The organism is Halorubrum sp. SD41 (genome assembly GCF_058630335.1).
On the sequence record NZ_JBZVGZ010000019.1, the window covers coordinates 57,101 to 69,493 of the forward strand.

A 12,393-nucleotide genomic window follows, 5' to 3' on the forward strand; every position below is an offset into this window, starting at 1 on the left:
CGCCGTCGGGCGGGGCCGCAACCGTGTGCGGTCGACCGGGGCGGGGCCGTCGCCCCGAGACCCCTCCGGTCACCCGCCCGGCGGTGTCGCCCGCTCGTCGCCCTCCCGAATCGGCCGGTCCGCGCCGTCCTCGAAGACGCCGTCGAGGAGGGCGCGCTGGGCCTTCCGGAGGTGGTTGTGGAACGTCGGCGACGAGACGTCCATCGCGTCGGCCACCTCCTCGGCCGTGCTCCCGCGCGGCCAGTCGAAGTAGCCGCCGTGGTACGCCGCCGACAGCGCGGCCCACTGGCGGTCCGTGAACCGGTCGGCGACGCCGTCCCGCAGCGACGACTCCGTGCGCGGCGACCGCGCGACCGACTCCTTACTCGCGAGCCTGACGTCCGCGAACCGGTCGCGCAGCCCGTCCGCGACGGGGCGGACGTTCGTTCCCTCGGGGAAGTCGGCGACGACGCGGACCCGGCCGTCGGCGGCGGACGCGTCGCGCACGGTCGCACCGTGGTCGATGAGCGCCCTGACGAGCGACCCGTCCGCGAGGCGGACCGACGCCGAACAGCCGTCCTCGCCGGTCTCTATCACCCGGAAGTCGGAGACGCCCGTCGCCGCCTCAACGACCGCCGCGAAGTCCTGTGGGCGAGCGCCGTCGACGGAGAGGTACGCCCGTGAGACGTCGTCGTCGACGTCGACGGTCGACGCCAGCTCGATCCGGCAGTCCAGTCGCTCGCTCGCGCGGGCGAGGAACGCGGCGTCGTCGGTCGTGTGGAACTCGACCTCGGTGACCGCGTCGGAGTGGAGCAGCTCCCGCCACCGGTCAGCGGTGATCGCGCGGCCGAGACACCCCCCGAGGGCGGCGAGCGCTCGGCGTTCGGGCTCGTCGACCGGGTCGTCGTCGGCCGCGACGACGCAGAGCGCGCCGTGGACCACGCCCTCGTAGGCCGCGGGGACCGCAACGGCGGGCCGCCCCGCGGTCCCCTGACGCCCGTCGGTCGCCGCGGGCGCGCCGTCAGTGATCGCGTCAAGCCACGGTCCTCCGGCGGTCACGCCGCGGTCCGCGAGCGCCTCCCGGTCGACGCCCGCCGCCGTTGCCACGTCGGCCCGCTCGCCGCCGACCGCCCGGCGGACGACCCACGCCTCGGCCCAGCGGTCGGCCTCGATCAGTCCGGCGGCGACGGCCGCTGCCGGGGCCGCACCATCGGGGTCCGCGAGCGCCTCGAACCCCGGTAAGACGGTCGTCTCGCCCCGCATCGCGGACGCGTCGCCGTCCCGATCGTCGCCGGCGATGGCGGCCGCGAGCGCCTCGCCGTCGAGCGGGTCGAGGTACGGGTCGAGCGTGCCCAGCGACTCCCAGCCGCCGGCGTCCCGGACCGCCCGCGGGTCGGCGTCGCGCTCGACGAGGTGCCGCCGGGCGAACGTCTTCCGGAGGGAACTGGGGGTGACCCGTTCGTCGAGCGCGGCGTCGGTGAGGCCGGCCGCCCGCGCCGCCGTCTCGCTCACGATCATCTGGACGCGCCGGGACGAGACGTCGACGTACGGGTCGTCGTCGTCGAGCCCCTCGCTCGTCGCGTACCGGTCGAGGTCTGCCGCCAGCGACGCCGGAACGACGGTCTCGCGGTCGACCGGTTCGTCGTCGGACGAGGGCGATTCACCCTCCTCGCTCCCGTCGTCGCCCGCGGGGACCGCGAGGAGTCGCGCGTCCGCGACCGACTCCGCCTCGCGCAGGTGTCGCGGTGCGACGCGGGTGATCTCGTCGGTTCGGAGCCCGGCCTCGCCCGCCAGCCTGACGACGAGCGCCGCGCGATACGTCTCCGCGGCGGTGACGAGCGCGTCGTACGCGTCCGCGTCGAGGCCGTCGACCATTCGTTTCGGAACTCAACAAGCAGCCGAAACAAAACTGTTCCGGAAAACGCCCCTTTCTGCGGCGGAGCCTCCCGTCCCGTCGCGATAGCTCCCCTTATCGCGGCCGCTTTCCGACCGAGCGGTTTCGGTTTTGTCCGGTGCTCCGAAACGACGGTCGCCGGTCACCTCGACGCGCCGACGCCCCAGGAGACGTGGTCCCACAGGCGCTCGTAGCCGTAGTAAGTGAGCGTCTTTACGGCGTTGGTCGCGAGGCCGATGCTCGCCGCCTGGCCGATGTCGCCGACGACGAGCCACGCGACCAGCACCGTGATCGTGACCATCAGCGCCCGGTAGCAGAGGGTCTTGACGACCGCGCGGCGACGGGCGTGGATCGCGTCCCGCGAGAAGACGGTGGTGTGCATGTACGGTCGTTCGGTCGCCGACGGTAAGTAACTACTACCTGTTCCCCAAAACGCAAAATGAAATTATATCTGGTTACCCATTTCCCGAACGGTCGACTCGATCTCGCCAACGACCTCCGGATTCCGGAGCGCGCTCACGTCGCCGAACTCCTCGCCGCGGGCGATGTCCTCCAGGAGTCGCCGCATGATCTTCCCCGACCGCGTCTTCGGGAGTTCGGGGGTGAACACGACGCGGTCGGGCCGGGCCACGTCGCCGACGACGCTCGCCAGCCGGTCGGCGATGGCCTCGCGTAGGGGCTCGCCGGGCTCGACGTCGCTCTTCGTCGTCACGTACGCCACGATGTGCCCGTCGCCGTCGCCGACGACCGCGGCCTCGGTCACGCCGTCGGCGTCGACGATGGCCGCCTCTAACTCGCCGGTGTTGAACCGCTGGGCGCGGACGTTGATCACGTCGTCGACGCGTCCGAGGATCGTGACGTAGCCGTCCTCGTCGACGGTCGCGCCGTCGCCGGTGCGGTAGCGCCAGCCGTCCTCGCCCTCCACCCAGTACTCCCGCAGGTAGCGCTCGTCCCCCTCGCGGAGCCCGCGCAGCATCCCCGGCCACGGGGAGGCGAGCGTGAGGTACCCCGACTCGCCGGGGTCGACCGGCTCGCCGTCCTCGCCGACGACGCGGGCGTCGATGCCCGGCAGCGGCGGGCCGACCTTCCCCGGCTTCATCGGCGTGATCCCGGGGAGGGTGGCGAGCGAGATGGCCCCCGTCTCCGTCTGCCACCAGGTGTCGACCACTGGGGCGTCGCCGCCGCCGACGTGCTCGCGGTACCATCGCCACGCTTTCGGGGTGATCGACTCGCCGACGGTCCCCAACAGGCGGATCGACGAGAGGTCGTGCGACTCGGGGTACTCCGCGCCCCACTTCATGAACGACCGGATCGCCGTCGGCGAGGTGTAGAAGACGCTCACCGCGTTGCGCTCGATCAGGTCCCAGACGCGGTCGCGGTCGGGGTAGTCGGGCGACCCCTCGTACAGCACGGTCGTCGTGCCGGTCGCGAGCGGGCCGTACACGCCGTAGGAGTGACCGGTGATCCAGCCGATGTCGGCGGCGCACCAGTAGGTGTCGTCGGGGCGCACGTCCAAGACCTTCCGCGTCGTCCACGCCACGTGCGCGAGGTAGCCGCCCGTGGCGTGCTCGACCCCCTTCGGCCGCCCGGTCGTCCCCGAGGTGTACATCACGAAGAGGAGGTCTGTCGCGTCGCGGGCGACCGGCTCGACCGTCTCGCCGTCGTGCGCTTCGACGAGCGCGTCGTACTCGTGTTCGTCGTCGCCCAGCGAGACGGCCAGCTCGTCGCCGAGGCGGTCGACGACGACCGCGGCCGACAGCTCCCCCTCGGCGCGGATCCGAGCGTTGTCCGCCTTCGACTTCTGGTTGAACGCGTCCTCCCGGCGGTAGTAGCCGTCGCAGGTGATCAGGTACTCGGAGTCGGCCGCGTCGATCCGCGTCGCGAGCGCCTCCGCGGACAGCCCCGCGAAGACGACGTTGTGCGGCGCACCGATGCGCGCGCACGCCAGCATCGCGATCGGCAGCTCCGGGACCATCGGCAGGTACAGCGTGACCACGTCGTCCTCCTCGACGCCGAGGTCGCGGAGCCCGGCCGCGACCGCGTTCACCTCGCGGTGGAGGTCGAGGTACGTGTACGACCGGCGCTCGCCGCGCTTCCCGAACCACCGGATCGCGAGCTGGTTCCGGCGGTCGTCGAGGTGGCGGTCGACGCAGTTCGCCGCGGCGTTGAGCCGCCCGTCGGGGAACCACTCGTAGAACGGCGGCTCGGAGTCGTCGAGGACTGTCTCGTACTCCCGGTCCCACGTCAGCAGGTCGGCGGCCGCGCGCCACGCTTCCGGGCCCTCGCGGTCGAACCGCTCGTATATCCCCGCGTCGCTTGCGACGGCTCGGTCGCAAAATCCCGCCGGTGGCTCGACGGCGTCGCCGTCAGCGACCCCGTTCGCTCGCCACCCGTCGACTCCGACGTCGTCCATGATACCAGTTCGCAATCCAAGGGATGTATACTTTGTCCGGATCCCCGCCGGCTGAGGGTAACCGGATCCCCGCCGGCAGGGCATAATTGAGCCCCTGCCTCATCGAAGTGATCGGTCCCTGCCGAGTGGAACGGCCGGGACGCCGATGCGGACCGGCCGGCGGCGTCCCGTTCGTCCCGCGGATCCGAGAGAGCGTCAACCATTGCCGTCTCCGGGGAGCAGCGCCATGACTCGCCACTACGGGGTCCCTTACCCGTGAACCGACCGGATGAGGGGTATGGACACGGAGTTTGCCTACTGGGTACCGAACGTCAGCGGCGGGCTGGTCGTCTCCGACTGGGAGATGGACACCGACTGGACGTACGAGTACAACCTCGACCTAGCGCGGACGGCGGAGGACGTCGGCTTCGACTACGCGCTCGCACAGGCCCGGTTCTTCGGGAGCTACGGCGCCGACCGCCAGTTGGAGGCGCTTTCGATCGCGAACGCGCTGGCGGCGCAGACCGAGACCCTCCACGTCATCGGCGCCGTCCACCCCGGGCTGTGGGAGCCCGGCCCGCTGGCGAACTTCATCGCCACCGCCGACCGCATCAGCGACGGCCGCTTCTCGATCAACGTCGTCTCCGGCTGGTTCAAAGGCGAGTTCACCGGGTTCGGCCGATCGTGGCTCGCCCACGACGAGCGGTACGCCCGCTCCGAGGAGTTCATCGAGGCGATGAAGGCGCTGTGGACGGAGGAGCGTGCCACCTACGACGGCCGGTTCTACACGATCGGCCGCGACATCGACGGCTTCGAGGGCGCGCCACTGGAGCCGAAGCCGGTCCAGGAGCCGTACCCGCAGGTGTTCCAGGGCGGCAACTCGCAGGCGGCCCGGAAGATGGCCGCGCGCAACGCCGACGTGCTGTTCATCAACGGCGGGAGCCTTCAGGAGATCCGCGCCGTGATCGAGGACGTCGAGGAGTACGCCGCGGAGTTCGACACGGAGCCGCCGCGGTTCGCGGCGAACGCCTTCGTCATCCAGCGCGACACCGAGGCCGGGGCGAAGGAGACGCTGGAGGGGATCATCGAGAACGCGACCGACGAGGCGGTCGAGGCGTTCCAGGATCAGGTGAAACAGGCCGGGCAGTCGTCCGCCGAAGGCGAGGGGATGTGGGCCGACTCCGACGTAGAGGACCTGGTCCAGTACAACGACGGGTTCAAGACCGGACTCATCGGGACCGACGACCAGATCGTCGAGCGGATCCGGAAGCTCGACGCGATCGGGATCGACATCGTGCTCGCCGGGTTCCTCCACTACGACGAGGAACTGGAGCGGTTCGGCGAGACGATCATCCCGCGGGTCGAGGAGGCCGACCCGCTCGATCTCGACGAGATCGAGGGGGGCGACGAGGTCGAAGAGATAGCTGGCGCGCAGGTGGCGCGGTGACCGACGCGACCGCCGTCCTCGGGATCGCGGGCAGCGTCTCGACCGAGTCGAAGACCCGCAGCGCGGTGGAGACCGCGCTCGAAGCGGCCGATTCGGCTAGCGACGGGGTCGAGACGGAGGTACTCCACCTCGCGGAGTACGACCTCGTCACCGCGGACGGACGCGGGCTCGACGAGTACGAAGGCGACACCGCGGCCGCGCTCGAACGGATCGTCGCGGCCGACGCCTACGTCGTCGGTACGCCGGTCTACCGCGGCTCCTACTCCGGGGCGCTGAAGAACCTGCTCGACATGGTCCCGCGCGGCATGTGGCAGGCCGACGTGGCGCCGTTCGAGGACGCCGCGGTCGGGCTCGTCGCCACCGGCGCGACGGATCACCACTACCTCGCGGTCGATCAGGAGCTCCGACCCGTCTTCGCCTTCTTCGGCGCCCACGTCGTCGACGGCGTGTACGCGAGCGACGACGACTTCGAGTCCCGCGAGGTGGCGGACGACGCCGTCCGAGAGCGGCTGGAAACCCTCGGGGCCGCGACCGTCGACCTCGCGCGGGCGATAGAGAAGAGCGACGCGCTCGGGTCGCTCGGCCCGCAGTTCTGAGCCGGAGCCGTCCCACCGTCCCGCCGCGAACCGGACCCGGTCGCGTCGTCGAGGCGACCCCTCACGCCGACTCGGCGGGCGCGATTTCGGCCGCCTTCGCGCGGGCCCGAGAGACGATGGAGGGCTTCGCCTCGAAGTCCACCGTCACCTGGCCGCCCGCGTACGTCTCCTCGGCGACGTACCCGTGGTCGTGGACCCACGAGACGAGGCTCATCGCGTCGTCCGAGACGGGGAGGACGAGTCGCTCTCGCTCCCAGTCGGGGAGTTCGCCCTCGACGCGGTCACGGAGTTCGGCCACCCCGGCCCCGGTCTTCGCCGAGACGGCGATCGGGTCGGGCGCGACGCCCGAGAGCGCGGCGCGCTTGTCCGCGAGCCCCCCGGGCTCCAGCCGGTCGATCTTGTTGAACACGGTGACGACCGGCGCCTCGTTGCGCTCGTAGAGCGTGTCGTGGCTCGTGACGAGCTTCTCGCGCATCTCCTCGACCGGCTCGCTGGCGTCGACGACGAGCAGCACGAGGTCGGCCCGGTAGACGGAGTCGAGCGTCGACTCGAACGACTCCACGAGCCAGTGCGGGAGGTCCGCGATGAACCCCACCGTGTCGGTGAGGAGGACGTCGCGCTTCTCCATCTCCGCCCGGCGCGTCGTGGTGCCGAGCGTCGTGAACAGCATATCCTGTGACTCGGCGGTGGTGTCGAGGTCGCGGTGGCGGTCGGCGTTCTCGTCGACCTCCAGCTCGTCCGCGAGCCGGCGCATCAGCGTCGACTTCCCCGCGTTAGTGTAGCCCGCGAGCGCGACGAGGTCGAAGCCGGAGTCGCGGCGCTGCTCGCGCCGCGCCTCCTCCTTCTCCGCGATCGACTCCAGCTCGTCACGGATCTCCGAGATCTGCCGTTTGATGTCGCGCTCGACGCTCTCGTCGTACTCGCCGAGCCCCATGAATCCGGGGCGCTCGTCGCGCTTCGCGAGGCTCGCCTTCGCCTCCGCGCGCGGCAGCTCGTACCGCAGCTCCGCGAGGTCGACCTGGAGCTGCGCCTTCCGGGTGTCGGCGCGCTGGCCGAATATTTCGAGGATGAGCGTGAACCGGTCGACGACCTCGACGCCCTCGGGGAGCTTCCCGCCGACGTTGAACGTCTGGTACGGCCCCACGTCGTTGTCGATTATCACCGCGTCGGCGTCGGTGCGGCGGACGAGGTCGCGTAGCTCCGCGACCTTTCCCTCGCCGAACATGAAGGCGGCGTCCTCGGTGCGAGTCTGGGTGAGCTCGCCGACCACCTCGTAGCCCGCGGCGGCCGCGAGCTGTGAGATCTCTGCGAGGTCGGCCGTCCCGCTATCGACCCGCTTGGCGACGACTGCGCGGCGTCCCTCGGTCGGCGACTCGGCGTCGGCGTCCGCCGCTCCGGCGTCCCCGGTCATCGGAGGAGGTCCCGGGCGGCGTACGCGGCGTGGTGTGCTGCCTGCACTGTTTCGCGCTCGCCTATGCTCTCGACGTATTTAAAGTCGGGCTGGAAGCTGAGGCCGACGCGTTCCGCCGGCTCCTCGTAGAACTCGCCGCCCTCCGCGACGATCGGACCGTCCGGCGGCGTCGGGAGGTCGCCGACCGCCTCGGCGACGAGCGCGACGGTCGCCTCCAGCGTCGGCCCCTCGCGCGCGGCGGCGAACCCGACCCCCTCCACCGACCGGATCCGCGAGGAGTCGACGCGCGCGTGGACCGCGGCCGCGACCATCAGGTACTCGCCGTCCTCCTCGTGGCGCCCGCTGATGTCCACGCCGACGACCTCAGGGGCGGGTGCGGTTCACCACGGTTCGGCCGGTCCGCGCGTTCGCGTCGACTGCCTGCGTACCCATGAGTGGGCGTTGGTCGGCAGCCGAGTTGAACGTTTCCGTGCCGAACCTCAAGTCGGGGGCGGACCCGTCCCGTCAGTCCCGGAGGTCGTCGACGACGGCCGCGATCCGCTCGACCGCCTCGTCGACGTCGGCCTCGTCGACGTCGAGGTGGGTGGTGAACCGCGTCGTGTAGTCCGCGAACTCGACGCAGCCGACGCCGGCCTCCTTACACGCCGCGTAGAGCGACTCGGCCGAGATGCCGGCGTCTTCGGTGTGCGCCACGACGATGTTGGTGTCGGGCGCGGGCGCGTCGACGCCGTCGAGCGCGTCGAGGCCGGCCGCGAGCCGCTCCGCGTTGGCGTGGTCCTCGGCGAGGCGGTCGACGTTCTCCAGCGCGCGGAGGCCGGGCGCGGCGATGATGCCGGCCTGCCGCATCCCGCCGCCGAACAGCTTGCGGACGCGGCGCGCGTCCTCGACGAACGCCTCGTCGCCGGCGAGGATCGAGCCGACGGGGGCGCCGAGCCCCTTCGAGAGGCAGAAGGTGACGCTGTCGACGGGGGCGACGATCTCGCTCGCGTCGACGCCGAGCGCGACCGCGGCGTTGAACACGCGCGCACCGTCGAGGTGAATCGGCACGTCGGCGTCGCGTGCGGCCTCGGCCGCGGCCGCGATCCGATCGACCGGGATCGCCTTGCCGCCGCGGTAGTTGTGCGTGTTCTCAAGGGAGAGCAGGCCGGTCCCGGGGCGGTGGAGGTCCTCGTCGACGAGCCCCTCGCGGACCGCCTCGGGCGTCGGGACGCAGCGCTCGCCGGCGTCTACCGTCCGCGTCTGGACGCCGGAGAGCTTGGCCGCGCCAGCCAGCTCCCAGCGGTAGATGTGCGACTCGCGCTCCAAGAGGAGCTCCTGGCCCGGCTCCGTGTGCGCGTGGACCGCGATCTGGTTCGCCATCGTCCCGGAGGGCACGTACAGCGCCGCCTCCGTGCCGACCGCCTCGGCCGCCCGGCGCTCCAGCTCGTTGACCGTCGGGTCGTCGCGATACACGTCGTCGCCGACCTCGGCGGTCGCGGCCGCGTCGCGCATCTCGTCCGAGGGCGCCGTGACAGTGTCGGACCGCAGGTCGATGAAGTCGTCGTCGGACATCGGTTGTAGGCCGTTCCGCGGCGCCGGGCATATATCTCGCGCTCGCGGCCGGTCGCGGCTGCGAGGGAATTCGGCGGTTCCGCGCGCGGAACGAGCGGGTTCCGCGTTCGGTCCCTATTTAACGACCGGGATCGATCCGTCGCGTATGGCAACGGAAGCCGCGCCAGACGACGCAGCCGACGCACCGGACGCCTACGACGCCCTCCTCGACCGCGTCGAGCGGTGGAACGCGGTCGGCAGCGCCTCCGGCGTCCTCGGCTGGGACCAGCAGGTGATGATGCCCGAGGGCGGCACGCCGGCCCGGTCGAAGCAGCTCTCGGCGCTCTCCTCCGTCCAGCACGACATGGTCACCGCCGACGAGACGGGCGAGCTGCTCGACGAGCTCGACGACGCCGACCTCACCGAGGAGCGGGCGGCGGTCGTCCGCGAGGTCCGCCGCGAGTACGAGCGCGCCGACGCCGTCCCGGTCGAGCTCGTCGAGGAGATCTCCGAGACCGGCTCCGAGGCGCTCCAGGCGTGGGAGGAGGCGAAGGCCGAAGACGAGTTCGATGAGTTCGCCCCCTACCTCGAGAAGCACGTCGAGCTGAAGCGCGAGTACGCCGAGCACATCGACCCCGACCGCGACCCCTACGAGGTCCTCTTCGAGGAGTTCGAGCCGTGCCTGTCGATGGAGCGCGCCGAGTCGATCCTCACCGAGCTCCGCGAGGCGCTCGTCCCGATGATCGACGAGATCCGCGAGTCCGACGTCGACCTCGCGGTCGACACCTTCGAGGGGACGTTCCCCGAAGAGGAGCAGGAAGCGCTCTCCCGAGACGCGCTGGAGCTCGTCGGCTACGACTTCGACCGCGGTCGCCTCGACGTCTCCTCGCACCCGTTCACCTCGGGCAACCAGTTCGACTGCCGCGTGACGACCCGCTTCGACGAGGAGGACCCGCTCGGCGCCGTCGGCTCGACGATCCACGAGTACGGCCACGCGCAGTACAACCTCGGGCTGCCGCAGGAGCACTTCGGCACGCCGCTCGGCGAGTCGCGCGACCTCTCGGTCCACGAGTCGCAGTCGCGGCTCTGGGAGAACCACGTCGGGCGCAGCGAGGCGTTCTGGGAGCAGTTCCTCCCGATCTTCCAGGAGCACTTCCCGCAGACGGAGGAGGCGACGGTCCGGGACGCCTACGAGGCGTTCAACCAGGTGTACGAGGACAACCTCATCCGCGTCGAGGCCGACGAGCTCACCTACCACCTCCACATCGTCATCCGGTTCGAGATCGAGCGCGACCTGATCCGCGGCGACCTCGACGTCGAGGACGTGCCCGAGGTCTGGAACGACAAGTACGAGGAGTACCTCGGTATCCGCCCCGACACCGACAGCGAGGGCTGCCTCCAGGACATCCACTGGAGCCACGGCAACTTCGGCTACTTCCCCACCTACTCGCTCGGCTCCGTGATGGCGGCCCAGCTGTTCGAGGCCGCCGAGGCCGACATCGACGACCTCGACGGGAAGATCGCCGACGGCGAGTTCGACGACCTCCAGGACTGGCTCGGCGAGAACGTCCATCAGCACGGCTCCCGCTTCGAGACGAACGAACTCGTGAAGCGGGCGACCGGCGAGGACTTCTCGGCGGACGCCTTCCTCGACTACGTCGACGAGAAGTACGGCGAGCTGTACGGGATCTGACGTAGCTGCGAGGATTCGTCTGCTCCGCGACCGATTAGGGGAGTGGATGAGTCAGACCGGCGGCAGCGGTATGATATTTAAATACCCGTGAGCGGCGACGATTACTTATAGATAAACACGGCGGTGGCGCGTGCCGGTGAGCGCCGCAACGCGGCGCGAACCGCCCGCGCGAGGGAGTCAGTCGCCGAGCGAAGCGACGGCGACTGACGAGGCTGGGGAGGTGTGAGGCTGTGCGGGGTGGGACTCAAACGGGCAGCCGCGAAGCCGCCGCAGACGACGCAAGCACCGGAACGAGTGAGGAGCACAGCGAGTGTGCGGCGGCTTCGCGGCTGGGGCTTTGGAGGTAGTCTCCGCCGATTCATCGCTAACCATTTATAAGCGAGCGGCTGGGGCTTTAGCGGTGCTCTCTGTCGGCCAACGGATGTTTATTTATAAACGATTGACGGAGACTTTGGAAAACTCCACCGCGGACTCGCCGCAACTTATAAGCAACCACTCGGCCGATCTGCGTCACCTCCGCTATTGATCGCTGTACTGATCGCAACCATGCTAGCCACCCCAAAAGAGCGTATGCTGCGAAATGCGTAATCCGTATTCCGTACTGCTGTGAAACCGTGTATTCAACCCATGCGTTCAAACGCCGTTACATTCCCAGCCGGAACCCGGTCATCAATACGATGAGCGCGAGCATCACGGCGCCCTCGAACAGGCCGACGATCAGGTTCTTCTTCTCGATCGCTTCGAGCCGGGCGGCGTCCGGGTCCGGCGACAGCGTCTCGTAGTACGCGCTGAGCTGGAGCCGGTGTGGGACCGCCAGCCCGAACGCGAACAGCCCCCACCCCAGACCGAGCGCGAGCCCGGACCACGTCCCGCCGAAGCCGTAGCCGAGCCCGAGGTCAGGCGTCAACAGGACCGTCCCGGACAACACCGTCGTCAGCGAGAAGCCGACGAGGAAGAAGACGGCCTTCGGAATCAGCGTCCTGTTCACCGCGGCCGACGCCTCCTCGTCGAGGCCGCCCAGCGTCGGCCCGATGATCGCCGGGAAGATGATCGCGAAGCCGAACCACACCGCGCCGGCGGCGATGTGGGTATAAAAGAGGAGTTCGGTACTCGCGAGCGCGAGGCTCGCGGCGAAAAACGCCAGCGGCACGAGGAAGCTCCCGGCCGCGAACGCCGGGTTCGCGGCGTCCGCGAGGTGGCGAACTCGTTCGACGAATCCCGACTCAGCGACGTGACGGCTACCTTCGTCAGCGACTGCCATGGACACCGGATCCGGAGTCTCCGTGAAATGCGTTCGGGTCGACACGATCCAGGCCGGTTCTCCGCGCCCCGAGCGCGATCGGAGTCGCGGGGGGGCGGCGCCCCGCGCCCCCCTTTTCCTTTGGGGCCTCCTCCCCCGGCTCCCCCTGCTGGCCGGCGGCCCCCCTCCAGTCAGCGATGGCCGCGGTGCG

10 protein-coding genes are annotated in these 12,393 nt (G+C 70.3%); 3 read left to right on the top strand and 7 right to left on the bottom strand.

Annotation, left to right across the window (positions count from 1 at the left end):
- Positions 1–69: 69 nt before the first annotated feature.
- The 3 genes from AC4NMM_RS10575 to acs all read right to left on the bottom strand — a co-directional run bounded on the left by AC4NMM_RS10575 (position 70) and on the right by acs (position 4,286).
- Positions 70–1,854 (bottom strand): bacterio-opsin activator domain-containing protein, encoded by a 1,785-nt coding sequence (locus AC4NMM_RS10575; RefSeq protein WP_096393074.1) that lies wholly within the window; start codon positions 1,852–1,854, stop codon positions 70–72.
- Positions 1,855–2,015: 161 nt separating this feature from the next.
- Positions 2,016–2,255: a DUF2061 domain-containing protein gene (locus AC4NMM_RS10580; protein ID WP_491924220.1), complete on the bottom strand. Its 240-nt coding sequence runs from the start codon at positions 2,253–2,255 to the stop codon at positions 2,016–2,018.
- 63 nt (positions 2,256–2,318) lie between these two features.
- The gene (gene acs / locus AC4NMM_RS10585; RefSeq protein ID WP_491924221.1) at positions 2,319–4,286 is read right to left on the bottom strand and encodes an acetate--CoA ligase; all 1,968 of its coding nucleotides are present in this window, start codon (positions 4,284–4,286) and stop codon (positions 2,319–2,321) included.
- A 277-nt stretch (positions 4,287–4,563) separates the two neighbouring features.
- On the opposite strand from acs, the gene sfnG reads away from it, so the two are divergent.
- Positions 4,564–5,712, top strand: a complete 1,149-nt coding sequence (gene sfnG, locus AC4NMM_RS10590) for a dimethylsulfone monooxygenase SfnG (RefSeq protein ID WP_096393071.1) — start codon at positions 4,564–4,566, stop codon at positions 5,710–5,712.
- Entirely contained in the window at positions 5,709–6,308 is a 600-nt protein-coding gene (locus tag AC4NMM_RS10595) for an NADPH-dependent FMN reductase (RefSeq protein WP_096393070.1), read from the top strand. The genes sfnG and AC4NMM_RS10595 overlap by 4 nt, the downstream gene beginning before the upstream one ends.
- A 61-nt stretch (positions 6,309–6,369) precedes the next feature.
- Here the strand turns inward: AC4NMM_RS10595 and hflX are convergent, their stop codons facing one another.
- The 3 genes from hflX to AC4NMM_RS10610 form a co-directional block, all read right to left on the bottom strand.
- Positions 6,370–7,719, bottom strand: coding sequence for a GTPase HflX (gene hflX / locus AC4NMM_RS10600; protein WP_096393069.1), 1,350 nt, complete (start codon positions 7,717–7,719; stop codon positions 6,370–6,372).
- Positions 7,716–8,072: a DUF2209 family protein gene (locus AC4NMM_RS10605; RefSeq protein WP_096393068.1), complete on the bottom strand. Its 357-nt coding sequence runs from the start codon at positions 8,070–8,072 to the stop codon at positions 7,716–7,718. The genes hflX and AC4NMM_RS10605 overlap by 4 nt, the downstream gene beginning before the upstream one ends.
- 151 nt (positions 8,073–8,223) lie before the next feature.
- Entirely contained in the window at positions 8,224–9,270 is a 1,047-nt protein-coding gene (locus tag AC4NMM_RS10610; protein WP_491924222.1) for a threonine aldolase family protein, read from the bottom strand.
- 145 nt (positions 9,271–9,415) lie between these two features.
- Between AC4NMM_RS10610 and AC4NMM_RS10615 the strand changes: the two genes are divergently transcribed.
- A complete protein-coding gene (locus AC4NMM_RS10615) occupies positions 9,416–10,942 on the top strand; it encodes a carboxypeptidase M32 (RefSeq protein WP_491924223.1) in 1,527 nt (508 codons plus the stop codon).
- A 643-nt stretch (positions 10,943–11,585) separates the two neighbouring features.
- Here the strand turns inward: AC4NMM_RS10615 and AC4NMM_RS10620 are convergent.
- Entirely contained in the window at positions 11,586–12,203 is a 618-nt protein-coding gene (locus AC4NMM_RS10620) for a hypothetical protein (RefSeq protein WP_096393065.1), read from the bottom strand.
- Between the last annotated feature and the right edge of the window lie 190 nt (positions 12,204–12,393).